The sequence below is a fragment of the Micromonospora sp. DT68 genome, from assembly GCF_049847245.1.
Classification (GTDB): Bacteria; Actinomycetota; Actinomycetes; order Mycobacteriales; family Micromonosporaceae; genus Micromonospora; species Micromonospora profundi.
In genome coordinates this window covers 534,574-552,114 of the sequence record NZ_JBNCNZ010000002.1, presented here as the reverse complement: position 1 = coordinate 552,114, position 17,541 = coordinate 534,574, and the positions used below count along the sequence as shown (strand labels likewise).

Below are 17,541 nucleotides of genomic sequence, written 5' to 3'. Positions count from 1 at the left end.
GTCCGCCGTGGAGGACCACCCTGTGACCCAGACCCCGACCCGCCCGGCCGTGCGCCGGCGCCCGACGATGGTCGACGTCGCCCGGCACGCCGGGGTCAGCTTGAAGACCGTCTCCCGGGTGGTAAATGACGAGCCGGTGGGTCAGGAGTTGCTGGGTCGGGTGCTCGCCGCCATCGCCGAGCTGGGTTTCCGGCGCAACGACATCGCCCGCAACCTGCGCTCGCGGCAGCTCAACGCCACAGTCGGGTTGCTCATCGAGGAGATCGCCAACCCGTTCTACGCCACCATCGCCAGCGTCGCCGCCGAGATCGCCGCCGCCCACGGCACCATGTTGATCACGGCTTCGTCCGAGGAGGACCCGGAGCGGGAACGCGCCGTACTCCAGGATTTCACGCAGCGTCGGGTCGACGGGCTGCTTGTGGTGCCGGCGGGCCACGACCACTCGTTCCTGCGCCGTGAGGTCGAGCTGGGCATGCCTGCGGTCTTCCTGGACCGGCCGCCGCAGGGGCTGCTCGCCGACGCTGTCCTGCTGGACAACCGCGGTGGCGGTGAGGCGGGGGTCGGCGCGCTGCTGGCCGAGGGGCACCGGCGGGTGGGTCTTCTGCTCGGCGCGCCAAGCGTGCCCACCATGCGTGATCGGCTGGCCGGTGCCCGGACGGCGCTGGCCGCCGCCGGGGTCGCGCCGGACGGATCGCTGCTCTGCGACCGGCTGATCGCGCCTGAGGACGCCGGGCGGGCGGTCGCCGCGCTGCTCGACCTGGCGGACCCGCCCACCGCGTTCTTCTGCGGCAACAACCGGCTTACCGTCGGCGCCCTCCAGGAGCTGCACCGGCGCGGCAGCGACGCGGCGCTTGTCGGCTTCGACGACTTCGAGCTGGCCCACCTGATGCCCCGGCCGTTGACAGTCGTCGCCTACGACACGAGGGAGCTGGCGAGGGTCGCCACCGAACGACTCTTCCAACGCATCGCCGGCGACGACTCCCCGCCCGCAACAACGGTGCTACCCACAAGACTGCTACGCCGCGGCCTCCGCTAATCCCCACACGCCCGCCCGCGTTACCTGCCTTCCCCGCTTCCCCGCTTCCCCGCTTCCCCGCTTCCCCGCTTCCCCGCCCTCGGCGCTCCCCGCTGCCCTGCGCGCTTCCCGCCCCGCGCTCACCCCGCCCCCGCGCTCACCCCATCCCCCGGCGTCGATCATGAAGTTGTGGTGGGCAATTAATCCATCCGTGCCCCTTTTGTGAGGCACCACAACTCCATGATCGACTCACGCGGGCGCGGGCGCGGGCGCGGGCGGGGGCGGGGCGGGGGCGGGGCGGGGGCGGGGGCGGGGGCGGGGGCGGGGCGGGGCGGGGTGCGGGCAGAGAGGGCGGGGCGGTGGGCCGGGGGTGTTAGTTAGGGGTGGTTAGGAGGGCTTCTACCTCGGCGCTGCGGGGCGGGTCGGCGCCACGCCGGGCGCAGGTCAGCGCGGCCACCGTCGCGGCCTGCCGGAGCACCGCCTCCCAGTGCGGCTCGGTCACCGCTGCTAGCCGGTCGGCCGGCCGGTCGCCGAGCGCGTCGAGGTCGGCCAGCGCGGCCAGCAGCCCACCGGTGAACGAGTCACCGGCGCCGACGGTGTCGACAACTGTGGTGCGTACCGCTGGTTCCTCGTGCAGCGTCCCGTCGGGGGCGAGCAGCCACGCGCCGTCGCCGCCCCGGGTCACCACAGCGCAGGAGACCCCGGCTTCGCGCCATTCGGCCATCACGTCGGCCGCCGACCGGTCCGGGTGGAGCCAGGCGAGATCCTCGTCGCTGGCCTTGACCAGGTGCGCGTGGCGCACCTGCCGGCGTACCCGTTCCTGCTCCGCAGCCCGGTCCGACACGATGCTCGGCCGGAGGTTGAGGTCGATCGAGACGGTGAGCGCGTCCCGCTGGCGTTCGCGGGCGAGCAGATCCTCCAACACCTGCGCGCCGGGTGCCAGCGCGAGCGCCAGCGATCCGGTGTGCAGGGCTGTCGCCGGTGTCCCGGTGAGGTCGGGCAGTTCCTGCGGCGTCCACTGCCAGTCGGCCGCACCTTCCAGCCGGAACTCGTAGCTTGCCTGCCCGGCGGCATTCAGGGTGGCGACCGCTACCGAGGTGGGCTGGTCGGCGCGGACCGCCCAGGTCAGGTCCACCCGGTTGGCGTCCAGGTGCCCGGTCAGCTGCCGGCCGTACTCGTCGGGGCCGATCCGGGCCAGCAGGCGTACCTGCTGGTCCAGTCGGGCGAGCGTGACCGCGACGTTCGCGGGCGACCCGCCCGGCACGGCCCGCTCCCCCTCGGCGGTGACCACCAGGTCGATGAGGGCTTCACCCGCCACCACGATCATTCGGTCACCTCGCCCGGCTTGCGTGGGCCGGGGCCGCCCAGCCCGTCCGCCGAGCGGGACAGCAGCACCGCCTGGTACGCGTGGTAGACGTCCGGCCGGCCGTGCCAGACCGTGTCCGAGGGCAGGTTCTGCGCGTCAAGCTCGTGCCGCCACCCGGTGTCGTCGATGAGGTTGCGGCGGGCGTACGCCCAGAAGACCTGGAACCAGTCGGCGTAGACGGCGTGCCCGGTGCGGCGGTGCAGGGTGACCGCCGCGCCGATGGCCTCGGCCACCACCCAGTGCATCCGCGAGCGGACCACGGGCCGGTCCTCCCAGTCGATCGTGTAGACGAAACCGTCGGCGCCGTCGACCGCCCAGCCGCGCCGGACGCTTGCGGCGAAGAGGGCACGGGCGTCGGCGAGCAGCCAGCGGGGCGGCTGTGGCAGGACGGCCTCCAACTCCAGCAGCAGCCGGGCCCACTCGAGCCAGTGCCCGATCGTCGAGCCGTACGGCCGAAACTGGTCGGCGGGCTGGTCCCGGTTGTAGTCGGGCAGCGGCGTCCAGTCGGCGGTGAAGTGCTCGGGCAGCCGCCAGTCGTGTCGGGCGGCCTCGCCGTGCACCAGGTGGGTGGCGATGCGCAGGGCGCGGTCGGCCCAGCTCGCGTCGCCGGTGGCGGCGTTGGCGGCGAGGAACGCCTCGACCATGTGCATGCTGCTGTTGGCGCCCCGGTAGTCCTCGGGGACGGTCCAGTCGCGGTTCCACGACTCGCGGACCGCGCCGGCGTCGTCGTCCCAGAAGTGGTCCAGCACCACGGCGAGCGCGTCGTCGAGCAGCTCGCGCGCGCCGGGTCGCCCGGCCCTGGTCGCGCTGGACGCGGCGAGCAGCACGAAGGCGTGGTCGTACCCGGCCTTGCGGTCGTTTGTCGGCTCGCCCTGCTGGTCCACGGCGGCGAACCAGCCGCCGTACTCCTCGTCGCGCAGCAGCGTGCGCAGCGCCGCGACGCCGTGGTCGACGAGGGCGGCGGCGTCCGGATCGCCGTTGCGGTGGGCGAGCGCCGCCACGTGGGTCATCCGGCAGGTGATCCAGGTGTACAGCGGTTCGTCGCGAGCAGGTGTGCGCTCGTCGGTCAGCCACCAGAAGCCGCCCTCGGGCCGGAGGGCGCGGCGGGCGGTGTCGAGCAGCGTGCGGGCCTGGTCGGCGAGGAACTCGTCGAGGTCGGGCAGGTCGGGTGACCCTGCCGGGACGGGGGCAGGTTCGGCTGCGGATCGGGGCACGTCGGTCATCTCAGCTGGTCACCGCCGGGTAGGGAATGGACATACGGCCAGGATCGGCGGACGAACCGGGTCCGCGCCGGAAAACCGCAAACGGTACGCCGCGTGCCGACCTGTCGAGTCGGGTACGCGAGGAGGAAAGCACCATCACTCTTCCTCCCATTTGTCCGTTGACATCGTTGTCACCGCTCAACCCTGCTCCGGCAGCCGCCGACTGTCAATTCCGCCTACGGTCCGGCCCGTCACACCGGCCCGGACGAACCCGTGACGGGCTGCCGGAGGATCGTGCGCTGCCGGTCGGGGGCGACTCTACGGAAGTCGCTCAGGTAGATCTCGTGGTGATCGCCGGCCATCCGCAACCCCTCACCGGGGATGAACTCGTTGTGCATCCGGGCGAGCACGTCCGCCTCGTCGTCGAAGGAACCCACGTGCAGCGTCTGCGCGCACCGCCCTTCGGAGAGCGTCTCCAGGCGCACGTCGGCGAGGCGCGCCGGCCGGTTCTTGACAGTGACCTGCTCGACGGCGGCGGTGAACATGGCCCGGTCGATCCAGTCCGGAACCATGAGCAGCAGCGTCCAACTCCACAGCGACTTGTCCCGCGCGGCAGTGAAGGACGCCATGTCCTCGGCCCACCACAGACCTTCCAGCGGAGGGACGACGTAGTCGCGCCCCAGGTCCGTCCTGCTTGCGAACTTCAGCTTGTACGCCACCGGATAGAGCGCTTCGACAGCCGCCGCGAAGGCGGGCGACGTGTTGGGGTCGCCCTGCCCGTCGATCATGAGGTACCGCATGTCGGGCACGTCGACGATCCGGAACCGGCCCCGGGTCGCCTGGTAGGTGTCGAGGGTCTTCTTGAAGTCGACCTTGCTCGTCATCGGGCACCCGTCACGACGGCAATGATACGAGCGGCCGACCGTCGGCGAGGGCCGCTCGCCTCATCGCGGAGTTCGACGCTGACCGATAATCCGGCCATGCGGGTGACGATGGCGACCGATGCCGGCCACGCCGGGCGTACCAATGAGGATTTCGCCGGCGCCGTTGCGTCCGGCATGGTCCTGGTCGACGGCGCTGGTGGCATCGCCGGTGTCGAGGAGGTCTGCCGCCACGGCGTGACCTGGTACGCCACCCGCCTGGGCGGCGCCCTCCTGGGCGCGTTGTCCGGAGACCGGAGCCTGCGCGACGTGCTGGCCGAGAGCATCGAGCGGGTCACCGACCAGCACCGCGACACGTGCGACGTCACCCACCCGATCAGTCCGTTCGCCGCCGTGGCCATGCTCCGGTTCTCCGACGGGCTCGCCGAACACCTGGTCCTCGGTGACGCCGTGGTGCTCGTCGGCCGGGCCGAGGCCGCGCCTCTCGTCGCCCACGATCCGCGCGAGGTGGTGATCGCCCGATCCTTCGAGGCGCGTCTGAAGGGCATTCCCGAGGGCAGCGACGAGTACCGGCGGCTGCTGCTGGAATTGCGGGGCCGGCGAAACAGCCCGGACGGCTTCTGGGTGGCAAAGGACGACCCGCAGGTGGTCGACGAGGCGGTCTGCGGCAGTTGCCCGGCGGACGAGGTGAGCACGGCAGCGCTGCTCAGCAACGGTGCGAGCCGGCTCGTGGACACCTTCGGGCGTACGGACTGGGCCGGGCTGCTGCACCTGCTGGAGACCGACGGCCCCGACGAGGTCATCCGCCGGGTCCGGGAGATCGAGGCCCACGACGGCGTCGCCACCGACGACGCGACGGTCATCTTCCGGACCTGAACACGGCCGGGCCGGCCCGCGGGCCGAGGTTGCTGTCGTAGGGCAGCGATAGCCTGCCGACCATGACGAGTGCCGAGTTGGACGAGCTGATCGTCGCGGACGTCGACGGGCTGCGCGCCTGGTTGTCGGTAAACCACGCCACGTCGCCCGGCATCTGGCTCGCACTCACCAGGAAGGGCGGCACCGTCACCGCGCTGACCTGGCAGGATGCTGTCGACGAGGGCCTGTGTTTCGGCTGGATCGACGGGCAGGCCCGCAAACGGGACGCCGAATCCTCCTGGATCCGGTTCACTCCGCGCCGCCCCCGCAGTTCCTGGTCCCAGATCAACGTCGCCCACGTGGCCCGGCTGGAGACGCAGGGCCGGATGCAGCCCTCGGGCCGCGCCGCTGTGGAGGCCGCCAAGGCCGACGGCCGGTGGGCCGCCGCCTACGCCCCACCGTCGAGGGCCGAGGTCCCGCCCGACCTGCTCGCCGCCATCGCTGCCAACCCCGCCGCCCAGGCCATGTTCGACGTGCTCACCAAGGCCAACAGGTTCGCTCTCATCCACCGGCTCAATGCCGTCAAACGGGCCGAGACCCGCGAACGCAAGATCGTCGAGTTCGTCGCCATGCTTGCCCGCCACGAGACGTTCTACCCGCAGAAGGCGAAGCCTCCGACCGCACAGTGACAGCCGTCTCCGCGTACCCGTCAGGTGGCGAGCTGGTCGCGGCGGCGGGTGAGGTACGCGTGTTCCGCGGGGTTGCTGGCAAGCCCGATGGCCCGGTCGTACGCCGCCCGTGACTCGCCGCAGCGGCCGAGTCGCCGCAGCAGGTCGGCGCGTGCGGCGTGGAAGGCGTGGTAGCCGTCCAGCACCTCGGCGAGCCGGTCGACCTCGGCGAGCCCGACGTCGGGTCCGTCCACTTCGGCAACCGCGACGGCCCGGTTGAGCCGCACGATCGGTGAGGGGTCGAGCAGCACCAGGCGACCGTAGAGGGCGACGATTGCCGACCAGTTGGTGTCCCGGGCCGACGGCGCTTCCGTGTGGACAGCGCTGATCGCGGCTTGCAACTGGTAGCGCCCGGGTGGCTCGCCGCCGGCCGCCACCGCCCTGATCCGCTCGCGTACCAGGGCGGTGCCCTCGGCGATGAGGCTGCGGTCCCATGCGGCGCGGTCCTGGGCGTCGAGGGTCACCAACTCCCCGGTACGGGACACCCGCGCGTGCCGCCGCGCGTCGGTGAGCAGCATCAGGGCCAGCAGGCCGGCCACCTCACCGTCGTCCGGAAGCAGCGCCCGGAGCAGGCGACCGAGTCGGATCGCCTCGTCGGTGAGGTCGACGCGCACCGCGTCGTCCCCGTCGCTGGCGAGGTAGCCCTCGTTGAAGACGAGATAGACGACAGCGAGTACGCCGGGAAGCCGCTGACGGATGTCGTCGGCCGAGGGCACCCGGAAGGGGATGTTCGCCGCGCTGATCTTCGCCTTGGCGCGGGTGATGCGGCGCGCCATCGTCGTCTCCTGCACCAGGAAGGCGCGGGCGATCTCGGCGACGGTCAGACCGCCGAGCAGGCGCAGGGTGAGCGCCACCCGGGCCTCCACCGCGAGCGCGGGATGGCAGCAGGTGAAGACCAGCCGGAGCCGGTCGTCCTCGACAGGGCCTGTCGGCTCGGGAGGGCTGTCGTCGTACATGATCTGGGCCGCCTGATGCTTGGCGTCGCGCTGCGCATCACGACGGAGCCGGTCGATCGCCTTGCGGGCCGCGGTGGTGGCGAGCCACCCGCCGGGATTCGGGGGTACGCCCTCGCGCGGCCACCGCTCCGCAGCCCTCAGGAACGCCTCGGCGGTCGCTTCCTCGGCGACGTCAAGGTCGCCGAAGCGGCGCGCGAGGCCGGCAACCACCCGCGCCCACTCCTCGTGGTGGGCGCGGGTGATCGCCTGCTCGAACGCGGAACCGCTCACTAGCTCATTTCATCGCGGAGCCGCTCCGCCTGCCGTCCCGGGACCCCGGAACCGGTGCACTTCCTGCGGCCAGTCGAGCACGACAGCGAGTCGGCCCGCCCAGTACCGCGCCGCCTCGTCGTCGGGCACGTCCACGACGGCGAAGCCGCCGAGGTGCTCCTTGGTCTCGACGTACGGGCCGTCGGTGAAGACCGGCTTGCCGTCGACACTTTCGACGCTGCACACCGCAGTGGACCTGTCGAGGGCACCGTTGGAGAAGATCAGGACACCTTCGGCCAGCATCTCCGCCATCACGGCGTGGCTGGCAACTGACTTTGCGCGTATCTCCTCCGGCGTGTGCTCGGGCACCCACTCGTCGTTGAAGGTGATCAGGTACTCCGGCATGATCGTTTCCTCTCACTCCCGGACGAGGGGCCTCTCCCCGACCTCTCGCCTGCGGCGGCCCGGTCGGCCGCCGCACACTGGTTCCACGAGCGGCTACGCCCTGATACGACACCATCCCGGAATCTCTTCGTCGATGCAGCCCACCGCAACGACCGGGCAATGCGCCAGGATGGCCGGATGGATCTGCCCAAGGGACTTGACTGGGTACGTCGCTCACCCACCGGTCGGGCCTGGCTCGCCACACTCCCGACCTGGCTGGCCGAGTGCGCCGAGCGGTGGTCACTACGGCTCGGAAACCCCTTCGAGTACGCCTACGCCTCCCTCGCCGTCCCCGCCGAGCTGCCGGACGGCACGGCTGCCGTGCTGAAGCTCCAGTACCCCGACGACGACAGCCGGCACGAGGCCGACGCACTGACTCACTGGGACGGCGACGGGGCGGTCCGGCTGCTCACCCACGACCCGCAACGGCGTGCCCTGCTGGTGGAGCGCTGCCGGCCCGGCACCGCCCTGCACCAGCTACCGATGGACCAGGCACTGGACGTGATGGTCGGCCTGCTCCCTCGACTCTGGCGACCGGCCGGCGAACCGTTCACCCCGCTGGCCGACGAGGCCGCCGGCTGGATCCACCGGATGCCGGGCACCTGGGAACGAGCCGGCCGGCCGTACCAGCGGCGACTCCTCGACGCCGCCCTCGACCTGCTCGCCGGACTGGCGTCGAGCCAGGGCGAGCAGGTGCTCGTCAATCAGGACCTGCACGCCGGCAACGTCCTCGCCGCCGACCGCGAACCGTGGCTGGTCATCGACCCGAAACCGCTCACCGGCGAACGGGAGTTCTCGGTGGTGCCCATGGTGCGCGGTCAGGAACTGGGCCACTCGCCGACGGCCGTACGACACCGGCTCCACCGGCTCAGCGACGAGTTGGGGCTCGATCGGGAACGGGTCCGCGGCTGGACGATCGGCCACACGCTGGCGTGGAGCATCGCCGACGACATCGTCTTCCCGCATCAGATCGAGGTGGTCCGCTGGCTGCTCGACGAGGACTGACCGGTTTTCAGCTGGGCTGGCAGGTGCGGCACCAGTAGAGGTTGCGGCCGGCCAACTCGCCCCGGCTCACCTCGGTGCCGCAGATGTGGCAGGGCGCGCCGGGGCGGCGGTAGACGTACACCTCGCCGCCGTGCCGGTCCACCCGCGCCGGTCGTCCCATCGCCTCCGGCAGGTGCGCGTCGCGCACGGTGTCGATCCGGCCGTGCTCGACCGCGAGCCGCATCAGCCCGACCAGGTCGGCCCACAGCGCGTCCCAGCCGGCGCGGGTCAACTGCCGGCCCGGCATCGTCGGCGGCAACCCGGCCCGGAACAGCGCCTCGGTCACGAAGATCAACCCCGTGCCGGCCACCACCGACTGGTCCAGCAGCAACGCGGCCAGCGGCGTCGAACTTCGGGCAATCCGGGCGTACGCCCGCTCGGGGTCGGCCTCGGCCCGCAGCGGGTCTGGCCCGAGGCGGGCTCGCAGCGCGGCGACCTCGGGCGGGGTGAACAGTTCGCAGGCGGTGGGCCCGCGCAGATCCAGCCAGTGCCTGTCGCTTACCAGTCGCAGCCGTAGTTGACCGACGGGCTCCGGCGGCTCCCCCGACCCGTCGGTGAACTTCCCGTACAGCCCGAGGTGCACGTGCAGGGTCAACTCGCCGGCGTAGTGGTGCAGCAGATGCTTGCCGTACGCCTCGGTGCCCTCCAGCACGGTGCCGGAGAGCCGCGCGGCGCCCTCGGCGAAGCGGCCCTGCGGGCTGGCGGCGTGCAGCTTGTCCCCTGCGAACAGCTCGGCATGCCGGGCCGCCAGGCGATGAATTGTGTGTCCCTCTGGCACGGGTGCCAAGGATAGCCAGGCCGCCAGGAACGGAAGCTGCCCCGCGGTCAGGGGCCGCTCTGGCCGCGCCCTCGCACCAGGCGGCGGGGCGTCAGCCCTGACGCTGCCCGCGCAGGCCGATCACGGGCGCAGGGGCGTCAGCCCTGGTTGCTGGTCCTGCACGCCGGCCAGGAAGGCAGCCCAGGCGGCCGGGGCGAAGGTGAGCGCCGGGCCGGTCGGGGCCTTGCTGTCCCGTACGCCGACGACGCCGGGAAGGTTGTCGGCCACCTCGACGCAGTCGCCACCGCTCCCGCCGCTGCGGGTGCTCTTGCGCCAGACGGCACCGGCAAGGTCAGTCATGATGCTCCTCGGTGATCGAAGTGATCATTTTCTCTGATTCTGCCTCACTCGACGCGAGCGCTTCCAGGTCAGACCAGACGGTTTCGAAGGCAGCTACCTCCGCGGGCTTGTCGAGATAGAGCGCTCCGGTGATGTTCTCCAGGTAGACGGTGGTCGGCTCGCTCGACGCCCGCCCGAGCGCCTGCGCGAAGCCCAGCAGGACGAACGTCCCCGTCTCGCTGGCCAGCGGCGGACCGGCGGCGAGCGGCAGCACCCGCAGGCTCACGTTCGGCAGGGCTGCCACGTCGAGCAGGTGACGCAACTGCCCCACCATGGCCCGGCGATCGGGGATCGCGCGCCGGAGCACGGCTTCGCTCAGGACGACCCGCAAGGTAGGCGCGGCAGGAAGCCTGCGAACCAGGATGCCCTGTCGTTGCAGCCGGACCTCCACGAGCTTTTCCCGGTCCTCCCCACTCATGGTGGGGTTCTTCCGGCGGAACAGTTCGGTGGCGTACTCGCGGGTTTGCAAGAGCCCCGGGATCAACTCGGAGTCGTATCGGCGAATCAGGGTCGCGGATGATTCCAGACCGACGTACAGCGAGAACCACGACGGAACGACATCGCCGTACGAATGCCACCACCCCTTGGCGCGAGTTTCCTTCGCGAGCGCTGCGACGATCTCCTTCATATCTTCGGGTACGCGATAGAGAGCGCACATGGCACGCGCATCCACCACGCGCACCGGTACCAGCCCTTTCTCGATACGCCACACCTTCTGCCGCGAGCAGTCCAGCGCTGCCGCAGCGGCTTCCAGCGTCACGGAGGCGTCCTCACGGAGCTGCGTGAGCAGCCGCCCGAGCTGCCGCCGAGGCACAGTGGACCCGCTTGTTTCATCCGTCATGCAACATCGCCGCGCCCTTCCTGCAACATCAGATGTTGCGCCCCGCACACAATTGCTTGCATTCATCGTGCGTCAATACGGGATCAGGCTAGAACGGCCCGGAGTGTTGCACAAGGTGGCCAGCGTGGAACACGCTGTCACGTGCCGGAGCCTCCCGTGGAACGGGTCGAGAAATAGCGTCGGCAATGGCCAACTGTCGCGACTCGCCGCGTTAGCGGATTTGCCGGCGACACCATTCCTTTGCGAAAGGACGACGCAGTGCGTGTGTCGTACAACGAATATCTGTTGGTCACCGCGCTGACCCTCGCCCGACGACATCAACCCGTCTGGAGTTGGGAACGCTGGCGCGAGGTGTGCCGCTGCGGTGCGGAACTGCCCTGCCGAGCCCGCCATCGGATCCCGATCAGCCGTGGTCACTGGCCGACGTGACGCGCGCACCGGACGCACCGACGTGACCGGAGAGACGAGCGGTAAGCGGCCAGCCGACGTGACCAGGCGTGACGAGACAACCGACGTGACGGACGCGACGGGCGCGACGGGCGGCGTCGAGGAGTTGAAGCCCGGCAGCCTGCTGCTGATCGGTGAGGAGTGTTCGGTCCAGTTCGCGGGCGAGCGGGCGCTGCGTCTGCGGTTGGTGAGTGTGGATGCTCGCCCGACGTACCCCGGTTGGGTCTGGTTGACCGGCTATGCGCTCGACGGCAAGGGCCTGGCCGTCGACCGCCGGGAGGTGTACGTGCAACTGGCCGGGGTGCGCGTGCTCTACGCGGACCGGTGATCTCGGGTTCCTGGAAATCGCGGTATCCCAGATGCGGGGATACCCCGCCTTCAAGGAACCCGAGTCGATCAAGGGAAACCCCGCGGCGTCGGCGGCGCGGAGCTGGCGCTGAGCTCGGCGTACCCCGTGTTGGTGTCAGGAAACGCCCATCGGGGTATTTCAGGGCGGTACCGCGTGGGGTGCCACCCGATCCTGTCGGCCACCACGCATTCAACAGGAGGTGTGTAGTGGTCAGGATTCCTTCGCTGTCCCGCCGGTCCGAGCCGGCGCCGACGCAGGACGAGAACGTCGACGGTCGCGACACCCCGGTGAGCGATCGCGAGAACACCGTGATGACCGGGGGCCGGTCGAACGACAGCACCGCCCGCCCGGTGGTCACGGACCGGAACGCCGACCAGACGACGTACCGCAGCGACGCCGCGCCCACCGAGCAGGCCGGCTCGGCGGGGCGGCCCTCCGAGCAGGCCGCCGAGCGGCGGGCTGCCGAGCGGGCCGCCGTGGCCCGGGCCGCGACCGCCCGGCCGGTAGATGGCGACGCCCGTTCCACCATGTCGGCGGAGCGCACCGCAGCGGCGGACACCGACACCCGCGCGGTCGACCGAGCGGCGGACACCGACACCCGGCCCGGCATCGCTTCGACCCGCGGGCGCACCGACGAGCGGGACACCGACCTCGACCCCACGACCCGGCGGTCCGACACGACGGACCGCGCTGTGACCGACCGTCCGGTCGACCCGACCCCGGACCGGGCTGACGCCGAGCCTGCTGTCGTACGCGGCCCGAAGCCCCGCGCCAGCCTGCTCGCCACCCTCGGCCTGATCGTCGCGGTCGCCGGTGCACTGTTCGTGCTGACCGGCACCCTGGCCGGGTACGGCATCGGGCTCGGCGCGTTCGGCGCGGTGCTCTCGGTCCTCGGCCTGATGGCCACCCGCCGTCGGCACGTCGCGGGCAAGACCGACGCGCTCTTCGGCATTCTGATCGGGATCTCCGCCGTGGTGATCGGCGTGCTGGCGATGACCGGTCAGTTCGTGTGGCCCACCACCGACGGCGACTGGGTGCAGCGCTTCCGGGAGTGGCTTGACTCACAGTTTGTCGACCGTTTCTAGCGGGCACTGTTCGGCTCGCCGGTGGTGCACCGGCAAGGCCGGCGGTTCGTCGGCAGCCCGACTTCCCGGTGGTTCACCGGCCGGGCAACACTCGTTGAGGGGCGGCGATTCGCCGCCCCTCAAGTGTGTCTACGGTCCGGCAGAGTTCCGGGTCGGGCGCGTCCCCAGCGCCCGGACGCGCCAACCAGAGGCCCGAAACCCGAATCGGGCTCATCAAGCCACCGCTACGCAACAGATCGTATCCAAAGGCGGCTTAGACGCAACGAATCTTCGGTCTGCGCAACTCTCGACGGTGGATCCTGCCGCTGACGCCGCATAACGTTGGGCAACGGCGCCAGCCCGTGGGCCACGGTGGCCGGGGCGCGCCCGACCCGTGGGAGCAGGACCATGACGATGGACGCCACCAGCCAGCACCTGTTGATGTGCCGGCCGACGTACTTCGCCGTCGACTACGCGATCAACCCCTGGATGGACCCGAACGCACCGGTGGACACCGCGCTGGCCGTCCGGCAGTGGGAGCAGCTGCGCCAGATCTACAGCGACCTGGGCCACTCCGTCGAGGAGATCACCCCGGTGCCCGGCCTGCCCGACATGGTCTTCGCCGCCAACGGCGGCACCGTGATAGACGGCAAGGCGATGGCCGTGCAGTTCCGCGACCCGCAGCGCGCCGACGAGGCGCCCGCCTACCGGGCCTGGTTCGAGGCCGCCGGCTTCCAGGTGTACGACCCCAAGCACGTCAACGAGGGCGAAGGCGACATCCTGCTGGCCGGTGACCACCTGCTGGCCGGCACCGGCTTCCGCACCGCGCACGCCGCCCACGCCCAGTTGCAGGAGGTCTTCGGCTACCCGGTGGTCACCCTGCAACTGGTCGACCCGCGCTTCTACCACCTGGACACCGCGCTGACAGTGCTCGACGAGCGGACCGTCGCGTACCTGCCCGAGGCGTTCTCCCCCGGCAGCCAGGCCGTGCTGCGGCGTCTCTTCCCCGACGCGGTGCACGCCACGATGGCCGACGCCGAGGTGCTGGGGCTCAACGCGGTGAGCGACGGCCGGCATGTGGTGCTGCCCGTCCAGGCCACCGACCTGGCCGCCGCACTGCGCGACCGGGGCTACGAAACCATCGGCGTCGACCTTTCCGAGCTGCGTAAGGCCGGCGGCGGACCGAAGTGCTGCACGCTGCGACTCCGTCAGGGAAAGGCAAGCAAGTGATCGTGGATGACATTTTGCGTACGCCGGGAGCGGTCCGGGACGCCGAGCGCTGGACGGCGCACAACTACCACCCGCTGCCGGTGGTGATCTCGTCGGCGGAGGGCGCCTGGCTCACCGACGTGGACGGTCGCCGCTACCTGGACTGCCTGGCCGGCTACTCGGCGCTCAACTTCGGCCACCGGCACCCGCAGCTGATCGCCGCCGCGCACGCCCAGCTGGACCGGCTGACGCTTACCAGCCGCGCGTTCATCCACGACCAGTTCGCCGACTTCTGCCGGGAGCTGGCCGAGCTGTGTGGCAAAGACCTGGTGCTGCCCATGAACACCGGCGCCGAGGCGGTGGAGACCGGCATCAAGGTCGCCCGCAAGTGGGGTTACCAGGTGAAGGGCGTGCCCGCCGGGCAGGCCAACATCGTGGTCGCCGAGGGCAACTTCCACGGCCGGACCACCACCATCGTGAGCTTCTCCACCGACGAGGACGCCCGCGCGGACTTCGGGCCGTACACCCCGGGGTTCACTGTCGTTCCCTACGGCGACCTGGCCGCCCTGACCGCAGCCATCGACGAGAACACGGTGGCCGTGCTGCTGGAGCCGATCCAGGGCGAGCAGGGTGTGGTGGTGCCGCCGGAGGGCTACCTGCCGGGCGTACGCCAGGTCTGCACCGAGCGGAACGTGCTCTTCATCGCCGACGAGATCCAATCCGGCCTGGGGCGTACCGGCGCGACCTTCGCCTGTGACCACGAGGGCGTCGTGCCCGACATGTACCTGCTGGGCAAGGCGCTCGGCGGCGGCATCGTGCCGGTGTCGGCGGTGGCCGCGAACGCCGACGTGCTCGGTGTCCTCAAACCCGGCCAGCACGGCTCCACCTTCGGCGGCAACCCCCTCGCGTGCGCGGTGGCGATCGAGGTGGTCCGGCTGCTTGCCACCGGCGAGTTCCAGCGCCGCTCGGCCGAGCTGGGCGAGCGGCTGCGTGCCGGCCTGGAAGCCCTGGTCGGCAAGGGCCTGGTCGGCGTACGCGTGCGCGGCCTGTGGGCCGGCCTGGACATCGACCCGGCGCTGATGAGCGGCCGCGAGGCGTGCGAGCGGCTCGCCGAGCGCGGAGTGCTCGCCAAGGACACCCACGGCTCCACCATCCGGCTCGCCCCGCCGCTGGTGATCACCGAGGAGGAGATCGACCTCGCGGTGGCCCAACTCGCCACAGTGCTGGCCAGCTGACCCGGTACGTGTGCGGAAGGCGGGCGTCGGACCTCCGGCGCCCGCCTCCGCGCGTCAGGGACGGGGCAGGCGCATCGCCATCGTCGGGGCCTCCGCCATCACCGACGTGGGGGTGAACGGGGCACCGGTGGGCAGTTCCTCGGCCCTACCGATCTGCACCCCCGGATAGAGCTCGACCATGTCGGCCTCACCCAACACCCTCGACTGCTGGGGGGCCAGCGGGATCCGGTCCGACTCGGCCATCGAGCCGGAGGGCCGGATGCCGGAACCGTTGGTGCTGATGTCGGTCACGATGACCTCGCCGACCCGCAGCTCGAAATGGACGTGACCACGGCTGATCCACCGCCGCGCCTCGTCGTTGAGCCACTGCCCGAGCATGATCCCGCCGTCCTGCTCGGGGGCACGGCCGGCCACCACCGGCTGGTCCTCGGTGAGCACGAACCGCCGCCGGACCAGGCCACCGACGCGCACCGCGAGCACCTCGCTGCGCGGCCGTGGGCCGCCGTCACCGAGCCGTACGCCGTGCCGAGGGCAGGTGGGCACGCCGTTGCGCAGAGCGGGCGGTGGCTGCGCCGCCGGGCTGCGGTCGGCCCCTCCGGTCAGGTCGGCGAACGCGCCGCCCCCACCGCCACCGCCGAACAGCGCGCAACCCGACTCCGCGCACCGCCACTGGCGGGCCAGCAGCTTCACACCGGTCGGCGAGCGCTTGCCGGCAACGGGTGTGTGCCCGCCGCCGACGTGCGCGATGAACACCGGCCCACCAGCACCGGGCACCGGGGCCACCACCCGACCGGGCTGCTCGACCAGCCAGGGGAACCGGCCGCGCAGGCCGTCGAAGCGGACCCGGCTGAGCACCGGCAACCCGAGCAGGTCGGCGACCTCGAGCATCCGGTCGCCGGGGTTGTCGAGCACCTCGACGAGGCCGTCGTCGGCCCAGCGGCGGACGACCATCCGCTCGTTGGAGGTGAGGTCCGCGTCGGAGAGCAGAGCCCGGTGCACCACTGCGTACACCTGGACGCTGTCCTCCTCCAACTCGCGGGAGAGCGCGTCGATGACCATGCCGAGGCGCAGCAGGCTTGCCGGCCGGCCGCCGTCGATGTCCTGGTAGCGGATCACCTCGGCCAGGTCGAGCACAGCTCGCGCCAGCGACGGGTCCGTGCAGACCCGACCTTCGATGGCATCGAGCACCTTGCTGATCTCGAACCTCATGAGGCACTCCGCCTGATCTCGTTCGAGTCATCTCGTACCGCGTGTGCGGTGAGCAGGTCTGCCATGCGCCGACCCTACCGGTGCCGGCCGCCGGCATCGACCAGCGGCCGGGACCACTCGAACCGCGCAGCGGCCGACCCACTCGAACCGCGCAGCGGCCGACCCGCTCAACCGCGCAGCGGCCGGCCCACCTCGTGCAGGTGGCCGAGCGCCTGCCGGTACGACTCGATCAGCCCGGTCTCGGCGTACGAGATGCCCTGCTCTGCGCAGTAGGCGCGGACGATCGGCTGGGCCCGGCGCAGGTTGGCCCGTGGCATGTTCGGGAACAGGTGGTGCTCGATCTGGTAGTTGAGCCCGCCCAGCGCGGTGTCCACCACCCGGCTGCCCCGTACGTTGCGCGAGGTCAGCACCTGCTTACGCAGGAAGTCCAGCTCGTCCTCGGCGGTCGGCATCGGCATGCCCTTGTGGTTCGGCGCGAACGCGCAGCCCATGTACAGGCCCCACAGCCCCTGGTGCACGGCGGCGAAGAGCAGCGCCTTGCCCGGTGACATGACCGCCAACAGCAGTGCCACGTATCCGGCGGTGTGCGCGAGAAGCAGGCCCGCTTCGACAGCACGGTGCCGCATCGGCGTGGCGTACCGGCCGTCGGGGTTGCGGCCGACGATCGCCCGGATGCTCGCCACGTGCAGGTTCAGGCCCTCAAGCAGCAGCATGGGGAAGAAGAAGTACGCCTGCCGCCGCGCCATCCACCGACCGAACCCGCGGGTCTGCGCCGCCTGGTCGTACGTCCACACCAGGGCGCCCGCGCCGACGTCCGGGTCCTCGTCCTCGTGGTTCGGGTTGGCGTGGTGCCGGTTGTGCTTGTCGACCCACCAGCCGTAGCTGAGCCCGACCGCGAGATTGCCGGCCATCAGCCCCACAAACTCGCTGGGACCACGCCGACGGAACATCTGCCGGTGCCCTGCGTCGTGACCGAGGAACGCGACCTGGGTGGTAGCCACCGCCAGCAGGGCCGCGAGCGGCACCTGCCACCAGGAGTCGCCGACCAGGAAGACGGCCACCCAGCCGACCACGAAGGCACCGAGGGTGAGCACGATCCGGGCGACGTACGAGGCGGGGCGGCGCTCCAGCAGGCCAGCCTGACTGATCCGTCGGGACAACTGTGCGTAATCACTGCCTCGCCGTTGTACCGGCGGTTCCGCCACCGCTCCGAGCGACATCGTTGCTCCCCGTTCCCGGTTCACACCCGCACCGGATGGCCCGGGGTTCACTGTTGAGTCTCCGGGAGCCA

At 71.2% G+C, this 17,541-nt stretch carries 18 protein-coding genes; 8 read left to right on the top strand and 10 right to left on the bottom strand.

Features of this window, described 5'->3' with window-relative positions; translation table 11 throughout:
• The first annotated feature begins 67 nt into the window (after positions 1-67).
• Positions 68-1,036, top strand: a complete 969-nt coding sequence (locus ACPXB1_RS05765; RefSeq protein WP_355591432.1) for a LacI family DNA-binding transcriptional regulator — start codon at positions 68-70, stop codon at positions 1,034-1,036.
• Positions 1,037-1,388: 352 nt separating this feature from the next.
• On the opposite strand, the gene ACPXB1_RS05760 is transcribed toward ACPXB1_RS05765, so the two are convergent.
• The 3 genes from ACPXB1_RS05760 to ACPXB1_RS05750 all read right to left on the bottom strand — a co-directional run bounded on the left by ACPXB1_RS05760 (position 1,389) and on the right by ACPXB1_RS05750 (position 4,467).
• Complete coding sequence (locus tag ACPXB1_RS05760) at positions 1,389-2,342, bottom strand: carbohydrate kinase family protein (protein ID WP_355631002.1); 954 nt, start codon at positions 2,340-2,342, stop codon at positions 1,389-1,391.
• A complete protein-coding gene (locus ACPXB1_RS05755) occupies positions 2,339-3,604 on the bottom strand; it encodes an AGE family epimerase/isomerase (protein ID WP_425734879.1) in 1,266 nt (421 codons plus the stop codon). The genes ACPXB1_RS05760 and ACPXB1_RS05755 overlap by 4 nt, the downstream gene beginning before the upstream one ends.
• A 230-nt stretch (positions 3,605-3,834) precedes the next feature.
• Positions 3,835-4,467: a GyrI-like domain-containing protein gene (locus ACPXB1_RS05750; protein WP_355631009.1), complete on the bottom strand. Its 633-nt coding sequence runs from the start codon at positions 4,465-4,467 to the stop codon at positions 3,835-3,837.
• Between the two features lie 96 nt (positions 4,468-4,563).
• Here ACPXB1_RS05750 and ACPXB1_RS05745 point away from each other — a divergent pair, with 96 nt between their 5' ends.
• Both ACPXB1_RS05745 and ACPXB1_RS05740 read left to right on the top strand, forming a co-directional pair.
• Positions 4,564-5,340, top strand: a complete 777-nt coding sequence (locus ACPXB1_RS05745; protein WP_425734878.1) for a hypothetical protein — start codon at positions 4,564-4,566, stop codon at positions 5,338-5,340.
• 62 nt (positions 5,341-5,402) lie between these two features.
• The gene (locus tag ACPXB1_RS05740) at positions 5,403-6,008 is read left to right on the top strand and encodes a YdeI/OmpD-associated family protein (RefSeq protein ID WP_425734877.1); all 606 of its coding nucleotides are present in this window, start codon (positions 5,403-5,405) and stop codon (positions 6,006-6,008) included.
• Between the two features lie 20 nt (positions 6,009-6,028).
• On the opposite strand, the gene ACPXB1_RS05735 is transcribed toward ACPXB1_RS05740, so the two are convergent.
• Together ACPXB1_RS05735 and ACPXB1_RS05730 are read right to left on the bottom strand one after the other, a co-directional pair.
• Positions 6,029-7,273 (bottom strand): RNA polymerase sigma factor, encoded by a 1,245-nt coding sequence (locus ACPXB1_RS05735; protein WP_425734876.1) that lies wholly within the window; start codon positions 7,271-7,273, stop codon positions 6,029-6,031.
• Between the two features lie 9 nt (positions 7,274-7,282).
• Positions 7,283-7,657, bottom strand: coding sequence for a YciI family protein (locus ACPXB1_RS05730; RefSeq protein ID WP_425734875.1), 375 nt, complete (start codon positions 7,655-7,657; stop codon positions 7,283-7,285).
• A gap of 177 nt (positions 7,658-7,834) precedes the next feature.
• Here ACPXB1_RS05730 and ACPXB1_RS05725 point away from each other — a divergent pair, with 177 nt between their 5' ends.
• Positions 7,835-8,701 carry an aminoglycoside phosphotransferase family protein gene (locus tag ACPXB1_RS05725; protein ID WP_425734874.1) on the top strand — a complete coding sequence of 289 codons (867 nt, stop codon included), beginning with the start codon at positions 7,835-7,837 and terminating at the stop codon, positions 8,699-8,701.
• A 7-nt stretch (positions 8,702-8,708) separates the two neighbouring features.
• On the opposite strand, the gene ACPXB1_RS05720 is transcribed toward ACPXB1_RS05725, so the two are convergent.
• The 3 genes from ACPXB1_RS05720 to ACPXB1_RS05710 all read right to left on the bottom strand — a co-directional run bounded on the left by ACPXB1_RS05720 (position 8,709) and on the right by ACPXB1_RS05710 (position 10,737).
• On the bottom strand, positions 8,709-9,518 hold the full coding sequence (locus ACPXB1_RS05720) for an Fpg/Nei family DNA glycosylase (protein WP_425734873.1): 810 nt from the start codon (positions 9,516-9,518) through the stop codon (positions 8,709-8,711).
• A 120-nt stretch (positions 9,519-9,638) separates the two neighbouring features.
• Positions 9,639-9,857, bottom strand: a complete 219-nt coding sequence (locus ACPXB1_RS05715) for a DUF397 domain-containing protein (protein ID WP_355591148.1) — start codon at positions 9,855-9,857, stop codon at positions 9,639-9,641.
• Positions 9,850-10,737, bottom strand: a complete 888-nt coding sequence (locus ACPXB1_RS05710; RefSeq protein ID WP_355631015.1) for a helix-turn-helix domain-containing protein — start codon at positions 10,735-10,737, stop codon at positions 9,850-9,852. The genes ACPXB1_RS05715 and ACPXB1_RS05710 overlap by 8 nt, the downstream gene beginning before the upstream one ends.
• A gap of 514 nt (positions 10,738-11,251) precedes the next feature.
• On the opposite strand from ACPXB1_RS05710, the gene ACPXB1_RS05705 reads away from it, so the two are divergent.
• From ACPXB1_RS05705 to rocD, 4 genes are all read left to right on the top strand, one after another.
• Positions 11,252-11,512, top strand: coding sequence for a hypothetical protein (locus ACPXB1_RS05705; RefSeq protein WP_425734872.1), 261 nt, complete (start codon positions 11,252-11,254; stop codon positions 11,510-11,512).
• A 227-nt stretch (positions 11,513-11,739) separates the two neighbouring features.
• Positions 11,740-12,618, top strand: a complete 879-nt coding sequence (locus ACPXB1_RS05700) for a DUF308 domain-containing protein (protein ID WP_355631018.1) — start codon at positions 11,740-11,742, stop codon at positions 12,616-12,618.
• A gap of 393 nt (positions 12,619-13,011) precedes the next feature.
• Positions 13,012-13,827 carry a dimethylargininase gene (ddaH, locus tag ACPXB1_RS05695; protein ID WP_355591426.1) on the top strand — a complete coding sequence of 272 codons (816 nt, stop codon included), beginning with the start codon at positions 13,012-13,014 and terminating at the stop codon, positions 13,825-13,827.
• A complete protein-coding gene (rocD, locus tag ACPXB1_RS05690) occupies positions 13,827-15,041 on the top strand; it encodes an ornithine--oxo-acid transaminase (protein WP_355591423.1) in 1,215 nt (404 codons plus the stop codon). The genes ddaH and rocD overlap by 1 nt, the downstream gene beginning before the upstream one ends.
• A gap of 54 nt (positions 15,042-15,095) precedes the next feature.
• On the opposite strand, the gene ACPXB1_RS05685 is transcribed toward rocD, so the two are convergent.
• Positions 15,096-16,250 carry an FHA domain-containing protein gene (locus tag ACPXB1_RS05685; RefSeq protein WP_355591139.1) on the bottom strand — a complete coding sequence of 385 codons (1,155 nt, stop codon included), beginning with the start codon at positions 16,248-16,250 and terminating at the stop codon, positions 15,096-15,098.
• A gap of 167 nt (positions 16,251-16,417) precedes the next feature.
• Positions 16,418-17,470 carry a fatty acid desaturase family protein gene (locus ACPXB1_RS05680; protein ID WP_355591136.1) on the bottom strand — a complete coding sequence of 351 codons (1,053 nt, stop codon included), beginning with the start codon at positions 17,468-17,470 and terminating at the stop codon, positions 16,418-16,420.
• Between the last annotated feature and the right edge of the window lie 71 nt (positions 17,471-17,541).